General features: G+C 70.3%; 24 protein-coding genes. 18 read left to right on the top strand and 6 right to left on the bottom strand.

Annotated features, from left to right (window positions below):
- Positions 1–47: 47 nt before the first annotated feature.
- From G6R13_RS11600 to G6R13_RS11590, 3 genes are all read left to right on the top strand, one after another.
- Positions 48–344, top strand: a complete 297-nt coding sequence (locus G6R13_RS11600) for a helix-turn-helix domain-containing protein (protein ID WP_061873038.1) — start codon at positions 48–50, stop codon at positions 342–344.
- 184 nt (positions 345–528) lie between these two features.
- Positions 529–1452: a ParA family protein gene (locus G6R13_RS11595; protein ID WP_061873039.1), complete on the top strand. Its 924-nt coding sequence runs from the start codon at positions 529–531 to the stop codon at positions 1450–1452.
- 1 nt (position 1453) lies between these two features.
- The gene (locus tag G6R13_RS11590) at positions 1454–2080 is read left to right on the top strand and encodes a hypothetical protein (protein ID WP_157571202.1); all 627 of its coding nucleotides are present in this window, start codon (positions 1454–1456) and stop codon (positions 2078–2080) included.
- Positions 2081–2132: 52 nt separating this feature from the next.
- Here the strand turns inward: G6R13_RS11590 and G6R13_RS11585 are convergent, their stop codons facing one another.
- Entirely contained in the window at positions 2133–3038 is a 906-nt protein-coding gene (locus tag G6R13_RS11585) for a replication protein RepA (RefSeq protein WP_061873041.1), read from the bottom strand.
- A gap of 398 nt (positions 3039–3436) precedes the next feature.
- Complete coding sequence (locus G6R13_RS11580) at positions 3437–4243, bottom strand: hypothetical protein (protein ID WP_031943871.1); 807 nt, start codon at positions 4241–4243, stop codon at positions 3437–3439.
- 262 nt (positions 4244–4505) lie between these two features.
- Between G6R13_RS11580 and G6R13_RS11575 the strand changes: the two genes are divergently transcribed.
- The 15 genes from G6R13_RS11575 to G6R13_RS11505 all read left to right on the top strand — a co-directional run bounded on the left by G6R13_RS11575 (position 4506) and on the right by G6R13_RS11505 (position 21683).
- Positions 4506–4733 (top strand): hypothetical protein, encoded by a 228-nt coding sequence (locus tag G6R13_RS11575; RefSeq protein ID WP_031943872.1) that lies wholly within the window; start codon positions 4506–4508, stop codon positions 4731–4733.
- On the top strand, positions 4730–5833 hold the full coding sequence (locus tag G6R13_RS11570) for a conjugal transfer protein (protein ID WP_157571203.1): 1104 nt from the start codon (positions 4730–4732) through the stop codon (positions 5831–5833). The genes G6R13_RS11575 and G6R13_RS11570 overlap by 4 nt, the downstream gene beginning before the upstream one ends.
- A 26-nt stretch (positions 5834–5859) precedes the next feature.
- Entirely contained in the window at positions 5860–6129 is a 270-nt protein-coding gene (locus tag G6R13_RS11565) for a hypothetical protein (RefSeq protein WP_061867344.1), read from the top strand.
- A gap of 17 nt (positions 6130–6146) precedes the next feature.
- Complete coding sequence (locus G6R13_RS11560) at positions 6147–6662, top strand: hypothetical protein (RefSeq protein WP_061867343.1); 516 nt, start codon at positions 6147–6149, stop codon at positions 6660–6662.
- Positions 6659–9214: an ATP-binding protein gene (locus G6R13_RS11555; RefSeq protein ID WP_061873043.1), complete on the top strand. Its 2556-nt coding sequence runs from the start codon at positions 6659–6661 to the stop codon at positions 9212–9214. The genes G6R13_RS11560 and G6R13_RS11555 overlap by 4 nt, the downstream gene beginning before the upstream one ends.
- The gene (locus G6R13_RS11550; RefSeq protein ID WP_157571204.1) at positions 9211–11148 is read left to right on the top strand and encodes a hypothetical protein; all 1938 of its coding nucleotides are present in this window, start codon (positions 9211–9213) and stop codon (positions 11146–11148) included. Before G6R13_RS11555 ends, G6R13_RS11550 begins: the two co-directional genes overlap by 4 nt.
- Entirely contained in the window at positions 11145–12911 is a 1767-nt protein-coding gene (locus G6R13_RS11545) for a peptidoglycan DD-metalloendopeptidase family protein (RefSeq protein WP_061873045.1), read from the top strand. The genes G6R13_RS11550 and G6R13_RS11545 overlap by 4 nt, the downstream gene beginning before the upstream one ends.
- A 365-nt stretch (positions 12912–13276) precedes the next feature.
- Positions 13277–13693, top strand: a complete 417-nt coding sequence (locus tag G6R13_RS11540; RefSeq protein ID WP_157571205.1) for a hypothetical protein — start codon at positions 13277–13279, stop codon at positions 13691–13693.
- A gap of 826 nt (positions 13694–14519) precedes the next feature.
- Positions 14520–16733: an FtsK/SpoIIIE domain-containing protein gene (locus G6R13_RS11535; RefSeq protein WP_157571222.1), complete on the top strand. Its 2214-nt coding sequence runs from the start codon at positions 14520–14522 to the stop codon at positions 16731–16733.
- Between the two features lies 1 nt (position 16734).
- Positions 16735–17040, top strand: a complete 306-nt coding sequence (locus G6R13_RS11530) for a hypothetical protein (protein ID WP_031943914.1) — start codon at positions 16735–16737, stop codon at positions 17038–17040.
- Between the two features lie 103 nt (positions 17041–17143).
- Entirely contained in the window at positions 17144–18487 is a 1344-nt protein-coding gene (locus tag G6R13_RS11525; protein ID WP_157571223.1) for a hypothetical protein, read from the top strand.
- A gap of 33 nt (positions 18488–18520) precedes the next feature.
- Positions 18521–18916 (top strand): hypothetical protein, encoded by a 396-nt coding sequence (locus G6R13_RS11520; RefSeq protein WP_049159949.1) that lies wholly within the window; start codon positions 18521–18523, stop codon positions 18914–18916.
- 203 nt (positions 18917–19119) lie between these two features.
- A complete protein-coding gene (locus G6R13_RS11515; RefSeq protein WP_031943917.1) occupies positions 19120–19350 on the top strand; it encodes a hypothetical protein in 231 nt (76 codons plus the stop codon).
- 466 nt (positions 19351–19816) lie between these two features.
- The gene (locus G6R13_RS11510; protein WP_061873207.1) at positions 19817–20434 is read left to right on the top strand and encodes a hypothetical protein; all 618 of its coding nucleotides are present in this window, start codon (positions 19817–19819) and stop codon (positions 20432–20434) included.
- A 334-nt stretch (positions 20435–20768) separates the two neighbouring features.
- Positions 20769–21683 (top strand): hypothetical protein, encoded by a 915-nt coding sequence (locus G6R13_RS11505; protein ID WP_061873208.1) that lies wholly within the window; start codon positions 20769–20771, stop codon positions 21681–21683.
- Positions 21684–21830: 147 nt separating this feature from the next.
- On the opposite strand, the gene G6R13_RS11500 is transcribed toward G6R13_RS11505, so the two are convergent.
- From G6R13_RS11500 to G6R13_RS11485, 4 genes are all read right to left on the bottom strand, one after another.
- On the bottom strand, positions 21831–22070 hold the full coding sequence (locus G6R13_RS11500) for a hypothetical protein (RefSeq protein WP_061873209.1): 240 nt from the start codon (positions 22068–22070) through the stop codon (positions 21831–21833).
- A 215-nt stretch (positions 22071–22285) separates the two neighbouring features.
- Complete coding sequence (locus tag G6R13_RS11495) at positions 22286–22672, bottom strand: hypothetical protein (protein WP_163721741.1); 387 nt, start codon at positions 22670–22672, stop codon at positions 22286–22288.
- Positions 22673–22744: 72 nt separating this feature from the next.
- Complete coding sequence (locus G6R13_RS11490; protein ID WP_061866804.1) at positions 22745–22924, bottom strand: hypothetical protein; 180 nt, start codon at positions 22922–22924, stop codon at positions 22745–22747.
- A 1109-nt stretch (positions 22925–24033) separates the two neighbouring features.
- A complete protein-coding gene (locus G6R13_RS11485) occupies positions 24034–24813 on the bottom strand; it encodes a hypothetical protein (protein ID WP_061873154.1) in 780 nt (259 codons plus the stop codon).
- Positions 24814–24952 lie beyond the last annotated feature (139 nt).

Genomic DNA, 24952 nt, shown 5'->3' with positions numbered 1-24952 from the left:
AGCCCGGACCGCCCCCTCATGTCCCTCTGTACGGTAGACATTTCTGCATGAGCGCCCCCGCATCCCCCCTCGACACGGCCGTCGTCGCGTTCAACTCCACGCTGCGCATGCGCATCCTCGTGCTGGTCGCCCGCTCCCCCGGCCTCGGCGCCCACGACCTCGCCACGTCCCTGGACATCCCCCGCGCAACCCTCTCCCTGAACCTGCGCACCCTCGAGGAGGCCGGCCTGCTGACCTCCAGCGACACCTCCGAAGCGCGCCGGGGCCGACGCCTGACCTACCGCCTCAACCGGGAGGCCTACAGCGCGATGATCGAGGCCCTGGGCGCGATCGTCGAGCGGTGACCTCATGCCATACCGGCGCCACATCAGGAGTGCTGTTCATGCCATAACACCGCCGTCTGCGCGCCAGTCCCCAACCGTCCGCTACACCAGTTGAACGCCATAACACTGCGGGAAATCTCTCGGTATTTCCCGAGAGATGCAGTAGACTGGAGGAGTCAGATCACAGGGAACCTAGGAGGTCCTCATGTCCACCCCTGCGCGCTCATACGCCATCCCAGGCGTCCTGGCGGTCGCCAACGGCAAGGGCGGTACCGGCAAGACGTCGCTGGTCGCCAACCTCTCCGGTCTGGCCGCGGCCGCCGGCATCCGCACCCTCACCATCGACCTGGATCCCCAGGGCAACCTCTCCCCCGACCTCGGCCTAGAGAAGTCGGACGGAATCGAGCTGCGTCGAGCCCTCGAAGATGGGGCGCCGCTGCCGATCTCCACGGATCCCATGCGCCCAGGCCTGGGCGTCGTTCGCGGCGGTCCTCGTTTGGCCGACATCATCAGCCTGCTGGTGGCACGCGGCTACGACGCCCCGCCCCTCGGGGCTCTTCTGCACCGGAGCCTGAGCCAGGTCATGGAGGAGTGGGACCTGGTCGTCATCGACACGCCCCCGGGAGACCGCGCCCTGGTCGAGGCCGCCTTCAGCGTCGCCGAGGGCGTGGTCATCGTCTCCAAGACGGATCTCCGCTCCCTCGACGGCGTCGCTGTGACGGCCGAGCGCTTCCAGGCCGTTCACGAGACCACGAACCCCGACGTGCAGCTGTTGGGCCTGGCGCTGTTCGACGTGGAGGCGCGCGCCGTGAAGATCGAGCGAGAGGCCCGCCAGGCGCTCGAGCAGATGCTCCAGGGGCTGGCCTTCGACGAGGCCGTCTTCACCGCCCGTATTCGGCACGCCGCCGGCGCCGCCCAGGACCTGCGCAAGAGCGGACGCCTGGTGCACGAGCTCGAGAGCGATGTGGCCCGCGCTCACCGAGAGCGCTTCGCGCGCATCAAGGCCGGTGAAGCCTCGACCTTCCATGCGTCGACCATGGATGGCCTGGCAGGGGACTACGCCGCACTGGCCCAGGAGATTCTGGGACGCCTGAGCGCCCTGGGCCAGGACGAGGAGGAGGACGCCTGAGATGGAGACCCCCAATCGAGCAGATGGACTCGGCGCTGTGTTCAACGCGCGTGGCCGGGGCAAGAAGAAGCCGGCGGAGAAGGTCGACTCTGTGCCATACGCCATGCCAGAAACCACGCCAGATGCCACACCGGAATCCACGCAGGACACCACACCGGAAACGGTGCCTGTCGCCGCGCGGGAGACCGCACCGGAACTGATGCCAGACGTGAGGCGCGCGGTCCCGCAGGAAGGCGCGCAGGTGGTCGAGCTGGACCGTGTGGACGTCCCCGAAGAGGAAGAGCTGGTCGTGCGCAACACGGCCGTCTACCTACCCGTCCCGGTCCTGGATCGGTTGCGGACCGCGGCCGCCAAGCGGCATCGGACCTACACGGACCTGCTGATCGACGCGTTCGACGAGCTCAGCGACGATCAGCTCTGGGCGGCCTGCGGGCACAAGCCGCGTGGGGACGGGGGGATGCCGCGTGGGCGCCGAGGTGCCGCGCGCGGCCAGGGCGGCGTGCAGGTGCAGCTGCGCCTGGATCAGGAGCAGCGGGGTTGGCTGGATGAGCAGGTGGCCCGTCTAGGCGCCCCCTCCCGGAGCGCCATGGTCGCCTCGGTGTACGACGCCTGGCTGCCGAAGAGCTGAGCCGGCATGAGAAGGGGGGGCGGCCCGGCAGGGCCGCCCCCTTCGTGGTGCATCAGCCTGCGCGCAGGTGCCGGGGGCGCTGGTGGGCTGCCCGCGGGACGTGGGTGGCGGAGGGGTGCAGGCGCAGGCCGGAGTCCACCACGGCCACCTTCGCCTGGGGGTAGATCAGCTTCACGGGCTCGAGGTTCTTCAAGAAGGCGGCCTTGAACTGGCGCGGCTGGGCGTACTGGGCGCCGAACTGGGTCTCCAGCTGGCGCCAGGAGACGGTGGTGGTGCGCTGGAGCGTGGACATCCTGTAGGAGAGCCAGACGTAGAGGTCCATGCGCATGGGGGAGCCGCCCAGGGCTGCCAGGGCGGAGGAGAGGACCGGGACGGGGGAGCGCATGACCTCCTCGAAGTAGGGCTCGCTGAGCTCGATGCGCGCGTGGTCGGCCCCACGCTGGTACGTGAGCTCGTAGCGGTGGGCCACGTGCATGTTCTGGCCGCTGAGGGTGCGCCGGTCGGGCGTCTCGCGGCTGGTCTCGATGATGATCGAGGTCGTGCTGAGCCGGTGGAGCTGGTCCATCACACGGCGCTGATTCGCCCCGGAGGGGTAGGTGCCGACGCTGGAGAGGAACGCGCGCAGGGAGGGGCCGGGGTCCAGGTGGCGGGAGCGGGTGCGCACGGCCTCGGTGGACATCCAGGTGAGCAGGGAGCGGGCCAGGACGCCGAAGGGGAAGCCAGCCGGGCCGGGGGAGAGCGTCAGGGTGGTGTCTCCGTTGCGTCGGCTCCAGTGGGGGACCGTGGCTCCGGGGTCGCGGTAGGGCAGGCTCAGCTGGGCCCAGATGCGGGTGGAGAAGGCGACCTCGCCGGGGTTCTGCTCGATCTCCTCGCTGAGCTCGAGCAGCCGCAGGCGCCTGGGCGAGAGGGCCGGGCGCGTGGCCGCGTCGATGGAGGTGATGTCCGGCGTGTGGTTCATGGCTGAGGTGACCTTTCGGACCCGATGACGGGTGGGCGTGGAGGGGACGGAGCGGGTGTGGAGAACTGCGGTCGCCGGGGAGTTATCCACGTGCATCTTGTGACGGGGGCTCATAGTCGGCGGAGTGAACGCAGATGGGGGGCGAAATCGGCGGGATCAAGCCGATCGCGTGTGTGCATCTTGTGACGGTGCGCCGGTCGGGCCGGAGATTATCCACGTGCATCTTGTGACGGCCAGTGTGTGCATCTTGTGACAGCCACCCCGTCAGAATCGGCATGATTGCAACGATTTTGGAGGATCCCCATGTAGTAAAACCACATGTATTCCTCCTGTAGTGGGGGGCGGTTTCGCTGTGCATCCGTGGATAGCCGTTCGGTGAGGTGGTCGCGGTCTGGGGTTCAGGCGGCCGGGGCCTGCTCCATGAGGGCCGCGTAGTCGGGAGCCAGCCCGCTGCGCTCCATGGCGTAGTCCTTCACGGCCTGGGTCAGGCGAGTGCGCAGGACGTTGATGCGCTTGCACAGGCCGCGGCCGCTGTAGCCGTACTCGTCGCTCAGGGCTGCGCGCTCGGCCTCGTCGGCCAGCTGGTAGCGCAGGAAGACCGCGGCGTCGCGGCTGGAGAAGACGGCGTTGTCTCGAGCCCAGGCGATCAGGGCGCACAGGTCCCGGGTGGCACGGCCGTTGTCGGCGGCCTCATCGTCGGCCGGCTCCTCGGCCAGCTGCGGCAGCCAGGAGGGCAGGGCCTCGACGTCGGACTGGCCGTCGTAGAGCTTGCGCTCGAGCAGGGAGTCCTTGAGCACGTCCATGGCGAGGTTGCCGATGCACGAGCCGGCCCGGTGCAGGGAGGGCCTGCGGATCCACTTCCACGCTGCGGCGATGACGGCGGCGGAGACCTCCTCGCGGGCGGAGTGGTCTCCGTGCATGGTGGCCATGCGCATGCGGGTGTGACGGCCGGCGATCAGGGTGAAGCGAGGCAGCATCAGCTGGAGGACGGCGCGGGCGCAGTCCTCGTCGCCGACCGCGGCCTGCTCGAGCAGGCCGCGCATGATCTGCTCGCGGACCTCCACGGTGCTGCGGGCCACCGTCTGGACGAGCTCGATGCCGGTCTGAGCGCCGTGAGGCCAGGGGTGGGAGGTCTCGGCGTAGCGCACGGCCCACTCGGCGTTCAGGCGGTCGATCACGGTCGGGGCGTAGGTGGTGGTGCTCATCGGACTCGGTCCCTCCATCAGTGGTGTCCGGGCGTCCCGGACGGGTCACTGACCAGCCAAACGAGCAGGTCGGGAAACGAATCTGGATCTGGATCTGGATCTGCCGATCGTCTGGATTTCCAGAACCTGGACCGCAGGAGATCGGCGTAATCATGCGGATGTGGGGGAGGGACGGAGAAAAAGTTCCCGCACGGGAGGGACATCGGTTCCCGCGGGCGGCCTTTAGTCCGGTGAGAGATCGCCCGTCCAAGGAGCCCCCGTGATGTCCGAGCAGACCCCCGAGATCGTGACCGATGAGCAGCTGGCCAGCTTCGTGCGTGAGGGCCAGACCATGCGGGAGGCCGAGGCCGTCCTGGAGGCGGGTCTGGCGGACCTGTGTGCGCGGCCGTTCGACCAGGCCAGCCAGGAGGAGATGCGTCGCCTCCTGGACTCGGACCAGCTGCGCGAGGCCACCCTCATCGCCCGGCGGATGGGAGGGCAGGATCGGTGAAGTTGCTCTCTCGCAAGAAGAAGACCGAGCCCGCCGCGGAGGCGCCGGAGCAGAACAGCCCGGCGCCGGCCAAGTCCAAGGTGAACAGCCTGGCCTCCCGGATTCTGCTCTACGGGTTCTACGGGGCGATGGTGCTGTGCCTGGGCCTGTCCGGCCTGGCCGTGGTGCTGGCCGCTTCGACGGCATCCCAGCCGGCTCCGGCGGTGGAGGTGCCCGACACGTCCACCGCTGAGGGCGTGGCGACGTCCTACGTTTCGGCGTGGCTGCGTGCTACCCGCGATGACCAGAGCCTGCTGGAGCCCTACATCGGTGGGACGAAGATCCCCCAGCTGCCCGTGGAGCCGTTGGGTGTGCGCGACGTCGCCGTGGCCGGTGTCCAGCGCGGCCAGGACCCGAGCATCACCTCCGTGACCGTCGCCGCCCACGTGGAGCAGCGCTCCGGGGCGCCGAGCACCCCGGGCGCTCCGCAGGCGGCGGATGCGACGGAGAGCCTGTCCCTGGTGGAGCAGGCAACCGCCTCGTCGACGTCCTCCGCCTCGCCGTCTCCCTCGCCGTCTTCGGCCAGTCCGTCTCCGGCGGCTGGGGCCACCGCCAAGCCGGTCCCCTACACGCTGCGGTACTACCAGGTGGCCGTTCACGAGCAGGCCCCCGGCCAGTTGCAGGTCATCGGCTACCCCACCCCGGTGCCGGGGCCGGCTCATGGAGACCCCGTCACCCTGAACTACTCCCAGCGGGTCGGCCCGGACACCGACCTCGGAAAGATGCTCGACGGCTTCCTCCAGGCCTACGGCGCCGGCCGCTCGGATGTCTCCCGCTTCCTGGCCCCCGGCTACAAGCTCGCCGCCATCGACCCCGCCCCCTACACCCGCCTGTTCATCCAGGAGATCCGCACCGATCAGGCCCTGGACTCCGTCCAGCCTGGCACCCCGGTGCGCGCCCTGATCCAGGCGGAGGCAGAGCTGCCCGATGAGCGCAACTCGCGTATGGGCGTGACGGTGCCGGTCACCGTGACCTTCCGCGACGGCCGATGGGAGGTGACCTCCCTCGACCCGGCCCCCCTGATCGACACCTCAGCCCCTCAGTCCGCCCCGACCCACTGACCCCTCATCTCTGAAAGGGAGACCTCGTGAACGTCTTCACCCCGTACCTCCACTCTTCCCTCACGCTCGGCGCCAACTTCTTCACCTCGATCAACAACCTGATCGCCCAGGCCCAGACCGTGCTCAACGCGCTGATCATCTTCCTGGGCGTGGTGATCTTCCTGATCGGCTCGGCCCGCGGCAAGTGGACCCTGCCGGCGATCCTGCTCTCCGCTCTGGCCGGCGGCCTGTTCATCTGGGGCGGCGTGGCCGGCGTCCAGTGGGCCGCGGACTCCGCCGGCTCGACCATCAAGTGATCGGCCAGGAGTAAGCCATGACCGAGACCGGACGGTTCTACAGCAGCATCCGCCGCATCCCCACCACGCTCTACCGGCTGCCCGACGGCACCCGCGTGCCCGGGGGCCCCTACACGCTCGTGCAGGGCGTGGGCGGGGCGATCACGGTGGCGCTGCTGTGGGCCGTCCGGGGGTCCTGGTCCACCGGCTTCGACCTGTTCGATTTCGCCGGCGCCCTGGCCGCTGGCTTGGCGGTCACCTGGCTGCTGCGCTTCGCCCCGGACAACCTCCACGAGCTGGGCCTGGTCATCACCGGAGCCTTCCTGGCCTGGTCCAAGCCCCCGCACGGGCATTACCGCGGCGAGACGTTCGCCCCCAAGAAGGCTCCCGCAGGGATGCCCGAGAAGCCCTCCAGTCCCACCGCTCTCACCCGCGCGCCGGCCACCGACGAACCGCAGGGCGAGCCCGCGCCGACGTACCGGCCGATGGGCACCTCCTCCGTGGCACGCCTCCTCCAGCAGAGCACGACCGAGAACAAGGACACCCAGCGATGAAGAACTCCCTCCTGTACCTGCGCGAGAACCTCATGTGGACCTCCACGGGCACGGTGTGGGCGATGTGGCGCGTGCACGGGCTGCCCTACGGCTTCGGCAAGGGCGAGCACAAGGAGCGGGCCATGCTCGCCCACCAGGCCCTCTTCCAGGGCCTGCGCGGGGAGGCCATGCTCATGGGCCTGTGCGCCGAGCTCGACCCCGCCGCCGTCGTCGAGCGCATGCTCGACGGTGTCGACCTGGAGCAGTGCCCCAACTACCTCGAGGAGGTCGAGCTCTCTTTGGACGAGCTCGAGACGATCCCCGTGGGCGAGCGAGCCTACTGGCTGGCCGTGCCGCTGCCGTCCAAGTCGATCACCGACCGCCTCCAGACCCTGATCCGCTCCGTCGACGGCAAGCTGCGCGAGCAGCTGGCCCTGCCCACCTGGCGACCCACGGAGGCGGAGATCCAGGCTCTGGGGCGCACGGCCGAGCACATCGGCCGGGCCATCCCCGCCGCCTTCAAGGCCGTCCCCTCCTCTCCGGCCGAGGTCGCCTGGATCTACGCCCACTCCCAGAGCCGGGGCCTGGGATCGGATCCCACTGCGCCCGCCGGCGGGGAGGACGTGCAGGCTTTCACCTCCGGGGCGAGCCTTCCCGAGCCGCTCGTGGACGAGGGCGGCCAGTCCGACGTCAGCGCCAAGGAACGGCTGAACCCCTTCGGCCGCCGGTACGTGAAGATCGCCTCCGAGACCACGGCAGGCCAGGCCTCGTACCAGGTGGTGATGGCCCTGACCGCCGGCCCCCGCGAGGGCTTCACCTTCCCCGACGACGAGTACGTCTCCTACATCGACTCCCTCAGCGTCAACGCGGACTGGATCATGCGCATGAACGTGCTGCCGGCCAAGCGCGCCGCCGCCCGGAACAAGCGTGCCGAGGAGAAGCTCAACGAGGAGTACAACCAGCAGGAGGGCGACTCCCACGCGATCACCGGCGGATCCACCCGCCTGGACGCGATCGCCGAGGACCTCAAGGCCTACCACGCCGCACTGAACTCCTCGGAGGCCGAGGTCTCCGTCGACGTCGCGGTGATGTTCATCGTCGGCGCCGAGACCCCCGAACAGGCCCAGGACCAGGCCCAGATGATCCAGGCGGCCTACTCGGCCCGCGACTTCAAGGTGATCACGCCCCTGGGCTACCAGGAGTCGCTGTGGTGGGCGTGCCTGCCAGGCACGCCGGCCTCCTCCGTGGTGAAGAAGCTCGAACTGCTGGTCACCGGCCGGCACCTGGCCTTCGGCGTGCCCATGGTGACCGACGCGCTGGGCACCCGCACCGGATTCCGGCTGGGCACGAACATCTCCTCCTCGCGCCGCAGCCCGGTGTTCATGAACATCGGCGGCCTCATGGAGGCCGACATGTCCGGCTCGTTCGCCGTCACCGGCGAGAACGGCTCCGGCAAGTCCACCCTGCTGAAGATCGTGGCCGGCAACGTCTTCGACCGCGGAGGCCAGATCGTGGCCATCGACCGCTCCGACAACACCGAGTGGGCGGCCCTGGGTCGACTGCTCACCGAGCGCGAAGGCTCCCAGCCCACCGTCGTCGAGCTCGGCGACACCCGCTGGTCGATCGACCCCCTGCGCCTGTTCCCGGGCAAGGTCGCCGCGCGCGTGACCCGCTCCCTGGTCTCCGTGCTGCTGGGCTTCGGCTCGAACTCCGCAGAGGGCCGGCTGCTCGGCCAGCTGCTGCACCCCGACTACGCGGAGGAGCATCAGATCACCTCCATGGGGTCCCTGGTAGCCCACCTGCTCTCCGGCCAGGGCTTGGCGGGGGAGGAGCCGGAACAGACCCGCGCGATCGCGTTCGGCCTCCAGAACGTGCAGTCCACCGAGTTCGGGCCCCTGCTCTTCGACGAGTCCCTGCCGACCCTGGACCTGTCCTCGCGCTTCCTCACCTTCTGCACCCGCGGCGTGGAGCTGCCCCGACGCCAGGAGCTGGAGTCCGCCGCGCTGAAGGCGGAGCTGCCGGTGGAGAAGGTCATCGGCCGCGCCCTCTATGCCCTGATCGTGGCCATCAGCCGCGTCGTGCTCTACGCCGACGACTCCATCGAGTCGCTGATGATCGTCGACGAGGCCCACCACGCCACCGGCTCCCCGGAGACCGAGCTGGAGCTGTCCAACGTGGTCCGCTACGGCCGCAAGCACAAGGCCGCCGTGGCGTTGGGCTCGCATGACGCGTCAACGGACTTCGGATCCCAGCAGCTCCAGGCGCTGATCCCCGTGCGCATCGTCTGCCGTTCCCGCGACTCCAAGATGGCCCAGCGCAACCTCGACTGGATGGCCGACATGGGGCAGGACGAGTGGGTCGAGCTGGTCACCTCCGGGCTCTCCCCCCTGGACGACAACGAGGAGGTGGCCCCCGAGCGCCGCGGTGAGGCGCTGATGCGTGACGCCTACGGAAACGTCGCCAAGATCAAGGTGCTTCCTCCGCTCTCGCCGGCCCGCTTCAAGGCCGTGATGAGCTCCCCGCCCAAGCGTGGAGCCTCCACCGAGGCCGCCAAGGAGCTGGTGCACGCATGAGCGCACGCGGATGGATGCGACGAGCTGGCGTCAGCGCTGCCGTGTTGCTGACCATGCTCTGGGCCGCCCCGGCCGCCTCTGCGGCCCCGGCGCAGTCGGGGGTGATGGGCCTGGAGGAGTGGTCCCAGCAGGTCACCGACTCCTCCGGTGTGCCCATCTCCAAGTACGAGGCACTGCCCCTGGACCACGGCGCCGGAGGCATTGACATCAACCCCGCCCGCGACGCGCTGGTCTCCGTGCTCGACTTCTTCTGGGGCCTGCACTACATGTGCGTGACCACGTGCATGTGGCTGCTGCACACCCTGCTCGGCTTCCAGTGGGTCTCCTGGTTCTCCGGCCCGATGGAGGTCCTCGGCCAGAACTTCGGGCAGCTGGTCGCGCAGATCCACTGGATCCCGCTGGCGGCGATGATCTCCGGCACGACCATCGGCCTGCTGTTCTTCATGCGCAAGCGCGGCGCGGCCTGGGGGGAGATGTTCGTCTCCGTGATGATGGTCGTGGTCGCCACGAACATCGCGCTGAACCCGGTCGCCTACATCACCGGCCCGGACGGCGTCCTCCAGACCTCCCAGCAGACCGCGGCGCAGATCGCCGTGGAGGCCACCGGAGGCAAGGGCGCGATGGACGGCGGTGCGGACGCCTCCTCGGCCCTGGGCCAGTCCGTGATGGCCGACCTGACGGACGCGATGCTGCGCGGGCCCTCCCAGGCCGTCGCCTTCGGCCAGTTGCTCGAGGGCGGCTGCGCCAGCACCTTCACCGAGACGATGAAGGCCGCGGACCCCATGGACGTGGAGTCCAAGTCGGTGATGGACCCGGTCAAGGGGTGCAGTGATTCGGCCAAGAGCTGGTCCGAGTCGACCTCCTTCACCAAGGTCGCCCCCATGCTCATGACCAACCTGGGCTCGGCAGCCTTCGCCGTGCTCGTGGCCACCATGGCGGTGGTGCTGTTCCTGGCCGTGCTCATCGCCCTGTTCTACGGGGTCTACCAGGCGCTGGCCGTGATGATCTCGATCCTGCCGGGCACCTCCCGCAAGGAGTTCTTCGGCGCGTTCGTCGGCGTGATCGCCTGCGGTGTGGTCATCGTGGCCGCGATCGTGCTCGTGGCCGTGTCCCTACGCCTGGTGGCCAGCATGTTGCTGACCACCGCAGCCCTCGGCGTGACCCTCCAGATGCTGTTGCTGGTGCTCATGCTGATCGCGCTGATCTGGCTGGTGCTGCGCGTGCGTCACGGGATCATGAAGAAGGGCGACCAGACCGCCCGCTGGCTCTCGCGCTTGGGCGCTGGCCAGGAGAAGAAGTCCAGCGTGCCGATGAAGTCGCTGGTGGGCATGGCCGGCACGGCTCTGGGTGGCTACAAGTTCGGCCGTCTCGGTCTGGCCAAGGGCGGCGGCCAGGACGGGCCTGCGCGCTCCCGGCCGACCGGCGGCGGCGCCGGCCCCTCGGGTGGCTCCGATACGCCCAGCGGAGGACCGCGCGAGCCGGATCCCCGCGGCGCCCAGGTCTTCGGCCGTGCCGCGCGGGCCGACGGCGGCAGCGGGCCCGCGCGCCGGCGCCGCCCGGGCGGGCAGCTGCCGCCGGCTCCGCTGGTGCGTGCCGTCGGTGTGGGGGCGGCTGCCATCGGTGGTCCGATGGGTGGGGCGGTCAACGTCGTTGCCCAGGGCGCGGCCTGGTCCATCGAGCGCCAGAACCGCAAGGAGCTCACCGGCCCCGGCAAGCCCCAGCGGGTGTCTCGCCAGTCCCGGATCACGGTGGGCAGCGACGGCAAGGCCACCGTGACCCCTCGCCGGCCCGAGGTCGTGGAGGGCACCGTCGTGGATTCGAGCCAGGGCCCCCAGCAGCCCCCGCGGCGGCCGCGGTCGGACAGCACGGAGGCCACCCAGCGGATGCGCGAGCGCCTCCGGGCCGCCCAGGGCCCGCGGGGGCAGCACGCATGAAGCGCCGCGCCGTCTTCATCGGGGCCGGCGCCGTGGTGGCCGTCGTCGCCTTCGTGGTGGTGCTGATCCTGCTGATCATCCTGATGATCGGTGGCGCCCAGCAGAAGCTGAAGATGCAGCAGTCCTCCCTCTCCTGTGTCGTGGGGGGCCTGACTGCCGCGGACGGGTCCCTGGCCATCCCGCTGATGGGCCGGGTCACCTCCGACTACGGGCCGCGCCCGAACCCCTTCGGGCCCGGGTACATCCCCCCGGGCTACACGAGCGAGGCGCCCTTGCTTTTCCACGGTGGCGTGGACATCGGCGGCATCCCCGAGGGCACCCCCATCAACGCCGTCATGGGCGGCACGGTCATCGGCACCAACATGGAGGGTGAAGAGGGCGGCAACATCCTCAAGATCGACTCGGGCAACGGGATCGAGTGGCGCTATGTCCACATCGCCAACGGCACCACCGTGGTCAAGCCCGGCCAGCAGGTGAAGGCCGGGGACCACCTGGCCGGAGCCGGCGAGACCGGCGTGGCCACGGGCGTGCACCTGCACCTGATGCTCTATGTCAACGGCGAGCGGTCCAACCCGCAGACCTGGCTGGCCGAGCGCGGCCTGATCCTGGAGAAGGGCCAGATGCCCCGGCTGACCTCTCCGGCCGGCGGCGGTGCCGCGGGGGCGGCGTCCTCGAGCTCGGCGGCAGCCTCCTCAAGTTCGGCTCCCTCGGCCAAGCTGGCCAGCGGATCCTCGCCCGCGGGCGCCGCCGCCTCGGACGGGCAGCCCCCCAAGGTCAACGGGCCGGTGCGGATCACCTTGCCCGAGGGCAGCGAGTGGACGCTCTCCCCGGAGCAGGTGGAGAACGCGGCCCTGATCATCGGGGTGGCGCGCGAGCTCAACATCTCGGACAAGGGGATCCAGGTGGCGCTGATGACCGGGCTCCAGGAGACCATGCTCCAGAACATGGCGAACCCGACCCTGCCGGAGTCCATGAACTTCCCGCACCAGAAGACCGGCACCAACAAGGACTCGGTCAACGTCTTCCAGCAGCGCACCGTGGCCGGCTGGGGAAGCGTGCCGGAGCTGATGAACCCCGAGTACGCCGCACGAGCGTTCTTCGGCGGCCCAACCGGCCCGAACAAGGGCATGCCCCCGGGCCTGCTGGACATCCCCGGTTGGGAGGGCATGGCCCCCGGGTCGGCTGCCCAGGCCGTACAGAACTCGCGTCACCCCGACGAGTACAACAAGTGGGAGAACGCGGCGAACCAGATCCTGGGCCAGGTCACCGGCACCACCCCCATGATGTGCCAGGGCGCCGGCGGGGCTGCGGCCGCGGCCAGCGCCACCTCCAGCACCGCCCCCGAGGGCAACCACGCCCTGGACGAGGACACCAAGCGCCTGGAGATCCCGGCCGACTTCTCGCGCTCGAAGATCGTCTCCCGCGCCGAAGCCGGCATCGGCGGCACCTACACCTACGGTGCCGCGGAGTTCCGATCCTGGGATGCCACCGGGCTGGTCTCGCGCGTCTACCAGGACAACGGGATCGACATGCCACGCCAGGCCCCGTGGACCGTGGGCAAGCGCACCGAGACCCCGCAGCCCGGCGACATCGTCGCCCAGAAGTGGGACCCCACCCGCGGGCGGTGGGAGCACGTGGGCATCTACGTCGGCGACGGCATGATGATCTCCGCGATCAACGAGTCCGCCGGCACCCGCAAGCACCCGGTCACCCAGACCGGCACCGACACCGTCTACTTCGACGTGATCCAGGAGAAGAAGTGAGCCGCACGGACACCACCCGTCACCCCCAGGACCCCCAGCCCCGCACGGGGCGGGCCTGGCCCTTCCTGGTCGGCGCTCTCGCCGCGGCAGGCGCCGGCGCGTGGCTGCTCACCGGCACCCCCGGCGAGCAGGCGCCGGAGGCGCCGGCCCCCACCCCCGCGGCGACCGCGAGCTCGACGGCCGGGGCCTGGCCTCAGCCGTCGGCCAGCACCGCCCCGGCCAGCGCTGCGAGTCAGGAAACGAATCGGGAAACGACCCCCTCCACGGGGCCGTCGAAATCTGGAAACGCCCAGGTCAGCCCATCATCGGTCAGTGCGGCGCGCAGCTCCCAGATCGAGGTGGAGAAGGCCGCCCAGGAGCGAGCCGTGCAGGGTCTGGACCCCGACGCCCGCAAGCGTGCCGAGGACGTGGCCAGCCGGTTTGCGCAGGCCATGAACGCGCGCACGTGGCAGACCAGCCGGCAGCAGTGGCGGGAGGCGCTGGCGCCCACGGTGAGCCCTGAGCTGCTGAAGACGCTCGACGTCGATCGGGACTGGGAATCCGACGCCCAGCACCGCTTCGTACAGGCCAAGGCCAGCACGTCGGTGCAGGTGCTCGAGTCGCGCGCGCAGACCGTTCAGGGTGAGCGCGTCGACGTCGCGCTCATGGTGGCCACCGAGACCACCGGCGAGGACCCCTGGGTCACCGCGCCGCGGACCGAGCGCCCCATGACCGTCGTCGTGGACACCACCCAGAACCGGGTTGTTGAACAGATCGACATGACCCCGCACGGCGGCCTCTGAGACGCCCCCCGGCCGGGCCCTACGACACGTAGACCAGCGGCTGCGACATCTTCACGCGAGCTCCCCAGCGGGAAGCCGTGCCATACGAGCACCAGCGACCGGCGAGCATCCAAGGAGCACCGAAGGTAGACGGGAGCCAGAGCGCAGCCGTGCGCGGGCGAGCAGACCGGGAGCAGGCAGCCAGGGGCCCGGCGGAAACCAAGCCGCACGAGGGCCAGAGGGAGGGGAGTCTGCCGCCACTGCCCGGCCACAGATCCACGGGAACCTCGAGGTAGGCCCGCCAGATCCAGGCCAGCGAGCCGCCCCTGATCCACGCCCCAGAGACCCCCTCTGGGCCTGGATCAGGGGCGGCTCCGTTCGGGGGATGAGCAGCAGTGGCGAGGCGATGTGCATGGGCCACACGGGGGCGGGAAGTGCGCCGGAGACGGCACCGCAGGAGTGCCGTTCAGGTGCCATAACGCGAGCGGGAAGCCCGCGGGAAGAGCGGGAGTCGAGCGCCTCCACCCATCGGGAAATCCTGAAGGACGGGGAAGGAAGAAAATCGAGATATTGCCCTCTGGAATGGGCTGATTCGCTCGGGTTAGCCTCCTCCTCTCGACTTCGTCTCGCTGAGGAGGCTACCCGACGAGTCAAGTCCATGGAAGGGGGTACCGGGGTGATCTGCCTTCCACATGATTGCGTTTTTACGGCAGGGGGTACTGGGAGGCGATCAGAGGGTGGGGTGCGTCGGCGAGGCGGGGAGGGACATCGGCGGCGCGGGCGGGCCTTATGGGCAGTGAACGAGAGTCGTCGGCCCCGTCCTCGGGGCCAGAGGGTGAGGCCGCAGATGAGCGTGGACATGGAGCCGCAGATGGGTGTGGGCACGGCGCAGGTCGGCGCGCATCAGGAGGTCGACGAGGGGCTCAGGGTGCTGGCCCCTCAGCCGCAGCCGGCGAAGTTCTTCGGGATCGGATCGGGACTGGTCGCCGCCGGCGCGCTGGCCGCCGGCATGTTCGCCTCCACGGACCCGGCCCTGGCCTACACGGTCGCCGGCGGTGGTGCCGGCGTCTCGACGGCATCCCTGGTGGTGGCCGAGCGGGCCCGGCAGCGGGCGGAGATCGCCGACCACTTCACCGAGCAGATCTGCCCGGTGATGATGATCCGCCCGCGGCCGTCCCGGGCCGCGGTGAAGCTCTCCCGCTGGCGTGGGGGGTTCATCGGCCTGCCCCAGCAGGTGCAGCTGACCTACCACGCGAGGGTGGTGCCGGACCCGGAGTGGCTGAAGTCCCTGGCCGAGGTCACCTCGGTCAGCCTCGGGGCCAAGTACAAGGTGGAGGCCCACCTGCCGCGCAAGCGCCGCGTGGTGCTCGGTGCCGTGGGGGCCGAGCAGGTGGAGAAGACCGACCCGACCGTGGACCGCGCATCCCGGGTGGTGCGGGACCTGCTGGGCGAGTCCGCCCGCGTGAAGGTCGAGCTCAACGACGACGGCGACGCGACCCGCATCGAGGTCGCCCACGAGCAGGGCAGCAACATGGCCATGGCCTCCAAGCGGCTGCGCGTGGAGCGGGTCCTGGCCACCCGCGTGCCCGGAGACTGGGTCCCGGAGTGGAACCTGGTCGAGGACACCGTCGTGTTCTCCGCCCGCGAGCCGATGCCCTCCCTGGTCCTGCCCCCGCCGGAGCATTCCCCGCTGGTGCGCACCCACGCCGACTACCGAGATTTCCAGATCCCCCTGGGTGTGGACGAGGACGGCGAGCAGCTCTCCTGGCACCCCCGCAAGCAACCCCACATGGTGGTGGTCGGCACCACCGGCTCGGGCAAGACCGTCGTGGAGCAGAACGTCGTCCAGCGCCTGACCCAGGCCGGCTGGAAGGTCTGGGTGATCGACGGCAAACGGATCGAGTTCATCGGCCTGCGGGACTGGCCGAACGTGGAGCGGCTGGCCTCGCGCATCGAGCACCAGGTGAAGCTGATCGAGGACGCCCACGACCTGATGAACGAGCGCTACGCGCTGATCGAGGCCGGCAAGGCGACCTCCGCCGACTTCGAGCCCGTGGCCCTGATCGTCGACGAGGCCACCACGCTGCTCGAGGCCGCCGACGACTGGTGGGCCGAGGTCAAGCCCAAGGGCGGATCCTCCAAGTCCGCGGTGCTCAAGCGCCTGGGCAACATCGGACGCCTGGGCCGCTCGGCGAAGATCCACATGCTCATCGGCCTCCAGCGCGCGGACACCCGCTTCATCTCCGGTGAGTTCCGCGACAACCTCGGCATGCGCGTGGCCATGTCCCGCCTCAGCCCCGACGGCGCCAAGATGATGTGGGACTCCTACGTGGTCGGCACCACCATCCCCCGGCACATCAAGGGCCGCGGCATGGCCCTGAACTCCGCCGGCGTGCCCGTCATGATCCAGACCATCTACGCCCCCAACCCCGACCCGGGATCCGACGACTACGACCCCCAGCGCGTCGCCGCGGTGCGCCCCCGCGAAGTCGTGCACAAGAAGATGCTGGTGGAGATCCTCGATCCGGTCACGGTGGACCTGGACGGCAACGAGAACCCCACCAGCTACGCCGACTACATGGACGCCCGCGTCTACGAGGCCCCCGACCAGCCCCAGGTGCAGCCGGCCACCGCGCCCGCCGCCAACGCGGCCGTCCCGGCCGCCGCGCTCGCGGCCTTGCAGTCCCTGAACACTGCTCCCGCCACTGCCGCGGTCGAGGAACGCCCGACCGGGCGCCCCTCTCCGGCTGTGCTGGCCGACCCCAGCCGCCCCGTGATCGCCGAGCGCAAGCACGTGCCCTACGTCCCCGACGACGAACAGGACCTCTTCGAGGGCTACGGCGAGCCCGTCGAGTCCCCGGCCGAGGAGTTGCAGGCCGGAGACCTGATCCAGATCGACCCCGACGCCGAGACCTGGGCGGTGCTCGCCGAGGACCCCCAGGAGGACGAGACCGGGATCTACCTGGAGTACATCGAGCGCGACACCGGGGAGGCCGGCGGCATCTCCGTGGCCGCCACCGAGATGCTGCCCACCCGCCACATCGAACACGAGGAGAACTGAGATGAGCGCGAACACCAACGGCACCAGCGACGGCACCGACATCATCTGGATCACCCTGGCCGGCATGTTCTTCCTGGGCACCGGCGCCTTCACCGCCTGGGCCGCCAGCGCCATGAACTCCGTGCGCCAGAGCCTGCTGGAGATCGGCCTGCTCGTCCCCGCAGACCAGGCCGCCTTCGAGCTCGCAGACACCGGCGTCGGCGTCAGCCTCCCCCTGGTCCTGGGGGCCGGCGCCGTGCTCGTGGCCATCGTCATGATCGCCGCCTATCGGTCCGCCAGACGCCGGGCCCGCGGCCTGGACGACTGACCTGACGGACTCGTCAGCAGCTAGGGACATGTCGCGGAGAGCCCGGCCTTGTGGTCAGTGAAGGCGCCCGTGCAGGGCGGATGGATCGGACCAGGAGGTTGGCATGTGCAGGGCTCAGGGCGAGGCGGGGTGTCCCCACGGACGTCGATGCCCCCCGAACGCAACGGCACGGGATGCCGCGCTGAAGCGTCGACGGGAGAACCGGGCGATCGGACAGCAGATCGCCCGGTGGGCCAAGGCCGAGGGCAAGGCTGACGAGCTGGCCGAGCTGAAGAGGCAGCGCAAGCCCGTCAACGAGATCAAGGAGTGGGCCGGTCAGGCCGGCGCTCCGGAAAGCGTCTTCGCCCGCGCCGCGGGCCCGGCCAAGAAGGGATGGGAGGCGGCCAAGACCGAGCTGCGCAACGACCCCAAGGCCCCAGCCCGCCGAGGACCGGCCCGCGGGGGAGCGCCGGCCGCCGCAGCCGCCGGCGGAGCAGGAGGCGTCGGCGGCGGTGGGGGCGCTGGCGGCGCCGGAGTGGCCGGTGGCGGCGGAGCCGGCGGCGGCGTCGCGGTCGCCGGTGCGGGCGGCGGCGCAGGCGCAGGCGCTGGCCGCGACCACCGCACCCCGACCCCGACTCCCGGCTCAGCCTCGACGGGCGCTCGCGGGTCGGAGTGGTCGGAGTGGGAGGACCAGTGCGGCGAGGAAGAAGCCGCCCGTGTGGCGCTGCTGGTGGAGCGGCAGGGGCGCACCGCCGAAGAGCGGCAGCTGATGCGGATGGACTCGGCGCGTGAGGGTGCGTCGGTCGCGGGCAAGGGCGTCAACGACATCAAGCGTCTGGTGTGGGACGACGGCGCGTGCGGCTACTTCAAGCCCTACGACGCGCTGAACACGGGAGTGGCCAAGTCCTACGGCCACGATGGCCGACTCCAGCCCACCCATGAGGCCGCGGCCTCGCAGTTCGCCCAGGCGCTGGGTCCGAAGTACGCGGCTTTGGTGCCTCCGGTGGCCCTGGTCAAGTACGAGGGCCAGTGGGGCTCCATCTCCTACGGAGTCCCCGGGGGGCCGATGAGGACGAAGATGAACCTGATGCACATGGCAGAGCACCACTCCGACCAGGCCAGCGATCTGGCCTTCTTCGACTGCCTGATCGGGCAGGTCGACCGCCACGGCAACAACGTCCTGATGGACCGCCGCGGCCTCTCGGCGATCGACAACGGATTCGCCTTCACCGACGGCGTCGGCGGCGTGAACGCCTCGATGTTCGTCGACGCGCGCTCCAAGCTCCCGCAGGCCCGCGCGACCACTCGGGAGGAGAAGGCGGTCCTGGCCCGCTTCCTGGACTCTGAAGACGGCTTGGGCCTGCGCGGCACGATCGAGGACGGCCGCTTCCACGAGGTGCGCCGGAGGGCTCGTCTGATGCAGAGCAAGGGCCGGATCCTGAGCCTGTCGAATCTCTACGAGCGCTGATAAACTGATACAAGATCAACATAAGGAGATCTGATGTTCACCATCACCATCCATCACCTGGACGGCCCCTCCGGCCTCCAGCGGCACGTCGGATACGTGCACGTTGACGGGGAGGACGTCCAGATCCATGACCCCGAGGGGCACCTCGACCTCGAGCTGCCCACCCCCACCGTCGACGACCTCGGCCGCGGCGAGCGCCGGCGCGCCACCTACGCCCAGGACCCGGTCGTGTGGGCCTACAACCTGCCTGCCCTGCTCCGCGGGCCCTACGTGCTCGCCCAGCGTCATGACCAGACGCCGGACTGGGTCGAGCAGCTTCTGGAGCAGCCGCAGGCGCCGGCCGCCAGCTCCCCCGGTGACGCCGAGCTCATCGCGCAGCTCATCGCGGGCAGCTCCGCAGCCAAGGAGGCCGCGGCCGAGCCGGCATGACCGGCCTCGGCGATCGCGTGCGGATGAGCTCGCGGCCGCAGCTTGGGCCCGCGGATCGGACGGGGACGTGTCGCGGAGATCCAGCATGAGCTGCTGCTGAACCGACCGCGAAAGACGCTTGTGCGGTAAGCGGGGGACGTGTATGGTTAGACACGTAGCGGGCCTCATCAGGGGGCCTGCACCCCTCACCGAAGGAGCGCCCCATGGGACGCATCGCCCACCGCATCTACAACGTCTACGGCCCGGACAGCGCCGACATCGACTGCCTCTGCCCCCTCTGCGGCAAGGCCGACTACGTCTCCATCACCCAGGACGAGGCGGACGCCCTGGACGCCGGCCAGCCCGTCCACGAGGTCCTGCCCCACCGCACCAAGGTGGAGCGGGAGCGGATCATCTCCCAGATCTGCCCCGACTGCCAGGCAAACCTCTGCTGACCTCCCCGCCACGGCGGCCCCCCTCACTGGAGGGGGGCCGCCGTCGTCTCATGCGCCAACGCTCCAGCCCCGGGCCGGCAAGACACCTGCGGAGCCGGGGGGACGCGCACACGGGGGCAGCACCGCCAGGGCCACCCATGGTCGCAGCGTCGGCGGCCCCGTCCACTCGACGGCGACGCCGGCGTGCGGACGTCCCGGCCCGGCCAGCCCGGAGCGAACGCGTCCGCGAGCGCGGGTCGGCCGGGGACGTGTCGTGGAGATGTGCTGCCGGCGGCCGCGGCTGCTTCAGCTCGGGGCGCCGGCGGCCGCGGGTCCGGGGCACGTCCCCGGCGTGGTCGTTGGGTCGACAGCGATTTCCGCGGGAGGTGGGCTCTCTGGCGGCTGAGTCGGGACAAGATGGGCGGAGGGTGCCGGCGGCGTGGATCGGCGCCAGGCCGAGTCCCGGGGGTTCCCGGTAGGAGGGTAGATGGCAGGCGATGAGCAGGCGTCGGCGGAGCGGGCCTCGCAACTCAAAGCTCGCGGGAGGTGGCTGGCCGCGTGGGGGGCCATCGTGGGGGCGATCTGGTCCGCTGTAACGACGCTGGGCGTGCTGGCCTCGGAGGACGACAGCCTGGGATTTTCAGCTCCGCCGCCCCCTGGAGGGGAGCCTGCGATGTCGCCTGAGCTGCGCGCGCTGTTCGTCCTGGCGTGGGTGTTCTTCGTGGCCGTGCTCCGTGCCCTGGTGTCGACGCGGCAGGCTGGCAGGGCGCGGTCCAACTGGGCGATTGCGGCGGCCATCGTGGCCTGCATGCCGCTGGCGGCTGGGTTTTTCTGGCACAGTCCGGTGGTCGACTCGATGGGGGCGTTGGGGTTGCTCTTGTCCTCTGCGTTCATCTTCGGTGGCCTCTTCTGGCAGGACGAGCTGACGCTCCGTGCTGAGCGCCTGGAGGATCAAGCTGCGGAGGAAGCCGAGCGGAAGAGGAGGCAGCGCGAGGCGGACCTGCGTTGGTACGAGCAGGAGTTGAGCCGCGTGGAGGGCAAGCTCGAGGAGCTCACGAGCAGGGAGACGGAGCGCCGCGGCATGTGGTGCTTCTGGCGGCGATGACTGCCGTGTCATCCACGCATGGGGGAGACCGGCGTGCCGTGGATGTCCGCCGGCAGAGCTGCGGCCGAGGGTAGGCGGCACGGCGCTGGCCTGCGTATTACGCCCAGGGGTCCGCGAGCGCGGGCCGGGCGGGGACGTGTCGTGGAGATGGGCGGCCGGCTGCTTCAGCTCGGCCGGCCGGGCTGCCGCGGCTGCGGGAGCTGGAGGTCCGGGGCATGTGTCCCCGGCACGGCTGCGGGGCGGGCAGGGAGCCGCGCGGGGCGGGGGAGAGCGAGGCCTGTTCAGTCGGGGGATGGATACGATCAGCATCCCACCGGATCCGGCGAAGGACACCATGACCAGCTCACTGCTCACTGACCTCCGCGAGCGCGTCATCGACGAGGCGGAACCGTTGCCCGGCCTGTTGCGCAAGTGCCTGATGCTCGGCGCGCAGACCGGCTCGCAGAGCCTGCGGGAGTGGGCGAGGTTCGAGCTCAACGGCTACCCGGACGATGTCGACGCGCCTGCCTACCGGAGCATCCATGCCGGCATGCTCATGTCCTCCATCAGCGGCAACACCGTCGTGAGCAGGCAACCCGTCTCGTGGTACGACTTCCCCGACGACGTCCGGGAGGTGGTCCCCGAACTGCTGACCCTCAAGGGGCCTCTGGCGGAGATCGAGGAGATGGCGACTCGGGAGGCGTTCCACTACGGGACCGGCCCGCTCAGTGCAGCGCAGATGGTGTTCAACGCCATCCTGCCGCCGCATCAGCAGATCACCAGCCTGATGTACGCGGTGCCCGGTCCGACCCTCCGCGGCATCGTGGACCGCATCCGCACCAGCCTGGTCGAGCTCGTCGCCGACCTCACCGCCGACACCCCCCTCGGTGAGCTGCCCAGCCGCGCCGCGGTCGATGCCGCGCTGAGCGATCGCGTGGGCGTGCAATACATCACCTATCTCCACGCGCCGTCTGGCCCTGTGGCTGTCGGCGAGGGCGCCCATGCTCAGGGCACGGTCGAAGACCTCTCTCGCGCGCTTGCAGACCTGCGTGTGATGGCGGAGAAGGAGGGGGAGGAGGAGTTGACCGAGGCCATCGACGAACTCCAGCAGGCGCTCCAGGAAGACCAGCCCGCCGTCGGCCCTGTGGCTGAGGGAGCCGGTCGCCTGCGTCGTCTCGCCGCCAACGTAGGGAGCGCGGCCCTGGGGTCCGCCGTCACGGGGGTGGTGGAGACTGCCACCGCCATGGCCTTCGGCGGCGTCTTCGGCTGAGGGCCCGGGGGCCGCGTGCCGCCGAGGGCGGGCGACGTCGCCCCGCCGGCGTGCGCCAGGATCTCAGCCCCCCGATCCGAGAGAGCGGGCCGGGGACGCCGACGGGCGCGGACCGTGCGGTCCGCGCCCGTCGGGGGAGGTGGCGGCTCAGGGCTGGGGGTGATCCAGCTCGTGAGCGGCCATGGCGTCCAGGGTGCGGACCAGCTCGGGGAAGAGCATGGTCAGCACCTCGATGGAGCGGGCGCCCTTGGGGTGGTCGGCGACGGCGCGCCAGTGGCGGGCCACGGTGCGCGCGTGGTTGTCGCGGCGGGTGTAGAAGGCCTTGGCGTCCTGATACCCGGCCTTGTAGCCGTCGGCGTAGGTGGGGGTGGTGGTCTGCTGCTCCATGAGCTGCCTCCTCCAGTAAGGGTGCAGGTGGCCGAATGCCTCCCGCTGTGTCAAACCATACACTCACGATGTTGTGGTGGCCAACCCGCGAGCGCGGGCAGGGCGGGGACGTGTCGCGGAGATCCGCAGCCGGCAGCTGCACCTGGAGCTACCGGCTGCGCGGTCGAGTCCGCGACAGGGGGGGGCGCCGGTGAGCGGCCCCCGGGCCGGTTCGGTCAGCCCTTGACGGGCTTCCCGGACAGGTCGAGGTCGGCGGCGACCACGGCTACCGAGGTGGCGCGGATCATGGCGGACACGGCGCGCACGTGTGCGTGGCACGGGACGCACGCCTTGGCGAGCGCCAGGCGCTCGTCGGCCTGGGTCCCCTGGCCTCGGAGCCAGGACACGTAGGCCAGCGCGGCCAGCGCGCCGGCGGCGGCCTCACGCGGACCCATGGCCACGGCGGCGTTGAGCACCGCCTCCGCCTCCACCGTGGTCTTCCAGCTCAGCCCGTCCGGGAACGTGCCCGTGTGGAAGTCCACCCCCTCCATCCGCCGCGGCCCGGTCGCATCCACCAGGGCCACGTAGAGGTACTCGGGAGCCTGGCGATCTAGGGTCGCCATGGCGGGCGGGCATGCAAGAGCCCCCCTGAAGGAAGATCCTCCAGAGGGGCTCAACTTTGCATTTTCTCCTAATCAAAGGAGTAGAAATATCCAAATCAGTATTTCCACGATGTGGGGTAAGAGATCGGATGCGAGGGAGGCTATCGCCTCCCAGGGGACTGCATGAAGCCACTCGGCGACCTTCTCGGCGGCCTCGACAGTGTCGGTGACTGCGACCATGCAGTTGGCAAGAACGAAAATGAATATGAGCATTGGGTTTTGCGTGATGCGTCTGATCCACCTGCTCAAGGTGGACGGACGGTGCGTGCCTAACGGATCCTTACAGGAGCCTCTCCCTGTCTCGTAGCGGGTGTGATGTGCACGTGTCAGGCCGCTGTAGCGGCCTCGTACTCTGCCATGGGTCATGCTTCGTTTCCTCTCTTTGTGAGGCACCCGCGCGGCGAGTTCCGCGGGGCGCACCGGGAGTTCCCCAGCCTTTCAAGTATAGCAAAGGAGGGACAGAAAAGCAAATCAGAAGGTGTTTAGGGAATGCACCTATGGGAACCCGCACGAATCCAGGAAGAGTAGGCCGAAGAAGGGCAGTTGGTTAGCGTCTACTGAACACCACCACTGGCACCTGGGAGAGCGACCCAGTGCCCACGGCCATCAGTGGCGAGCGAGTGTGGAGGGCGGGGACGTGTCGCGGAGGGACGCTGCCGGCTCCGTGAGCTCGAGCTGCCGGCCGCCGCGGCTGCTGGAGCTGGGCATCCGGGGCATGTCCCCGGCACGCCGCGGGGTCTGGAAGCGATGCGTGGGGGCTGGTGGCACGGGGTGCGGCCGGTGCGCGGCCGCGACTGGCGTGCTCGGGGTGGCGGGAGGCCTGGGTCTACGGGCGCTTGGAGTCCGCAGGCCGAGCAGCCTCTGGATGGCGGGGCGGGCGGGGACGTGTCGCGGAGGGACGCTGCCGGCTGCGCGAGCTCGAGCTGCCGGCCGCCGCGGCGGTTGGAGCCGCGGGCCCGGGCCATCTCCCCGACACGGTCCGCGGCGGGGCCCTCGCGGCCAGCAGCCGAGAGCGCGTGGGGCCGCCGACGGCTGGAAGCTCAGCAAGGGGGGAGGGCGCGGAGGCGGCGGCACGACAGGGCCCCGCCGTGGGGGCGATGTCTGGGCCGGCGACCGGCGGGGGACGTGTCGTGGAGGGGCAGCCAGCTGCCGGCGCCGCGCTGCGAGCTCGTGGTGCCGCGGAGACAGCGGCAGCCGCCGCGGGCGGACGGCCCCGCCCGCATCGTGCGGGCGGGGCCACCGGGGGGTGTGGGCGCTTGCGGCCCGGGCGGTCAGCGGCGGGGCCGCCGCAGTGCGACGACCCCGCCGAGAGGGAGAGGGAATCAGGCCGTGGCCGGAGCCTCGGCGGTTCCGCGGGTGCTGGCCCGCTCCACGGCGGAGCCCTCCCGCACGCTGGCGGACTCCGGGGACTGCATCAGCGGCACGGCGCGGAACAGACGTCCCACGCCCTCGTACTCGGCGTCGATCGTAGGGAGCTGATCCCGACGGATCGGCATCAGAATGCCGTGCGCCCACTGGCCGTGGACCCACGCGACGGGCTTGCCCGAGTGGTTGGTGTCCGGGTCGAACGTGAGCACCTCACCGTCGCTGGTGTACCGCGCCGTCACGTCGGCCAGCGCCTTGACGTACTTCGGATTGACCGTGAACGTGCCCTCCTCGAGCGCGCCCCGCGGCTGGGTGTGCAGGCGGAACAGGGAAGCGATCTTCGGATACTCGTCCGCGTCCGCGTAGTTCTTCAGCGGCACCGTCTGCACCTGCCCGTTCGCCGCGTGGACGGTGAACGTGACGGTGTCCTTGTCGGCCGTCAGCTCCACCGTGCCGTCCTTCTTCGCGGCGCGGAGCACCGGGAGCAGAACCTTCAGGCCCGAGCGGTGCAGGCGCACCGGCGGCAGGCCCGCGCCGTGCGCGGGCGCCTCCAGGGCGTACTCGGTCAGCGTGCGGGCGAGCTGGTAGCGGTCCGTGCTGTAGGCGATCAGGCCCTGGTCGGTCACCTCCAGAGGGACCGTGGTCAGGCGAGCCCCGACCGGCTCGTCGGCGAGGCGGGCGGGGTAGGAAGCGACATCGAGACCGCGGAGCAGCTGGCGGGCGTTGAACGTGAGCATGAGAGCCTCCAAGGCTAGGGGTGCAGGGGGCCGGGTGCCTCCCGCTGAGTCAAACCATACACGGTTTGTGGTGTGGGCGCAATCGGTTGTGTGGTTGTGTGCTGGCGGTGTTATGGCATGGTCGGGGGTGGGGCTGCGC

This window comes from Micrococcus sp. Alg238-R198, assembly GCF_900537135.1.
GTDB classification, from domain to species: Bacteria; Actinomycetota; Actinomycetes; order Actinomycetales; family Micrococcaceae; genus Micrococcus; species Micrococcus luteus.
Note: the sequence above shows the minus strand (reverse complement) of the source record. Positions and strands in the feature narration are given on the sequence as shown.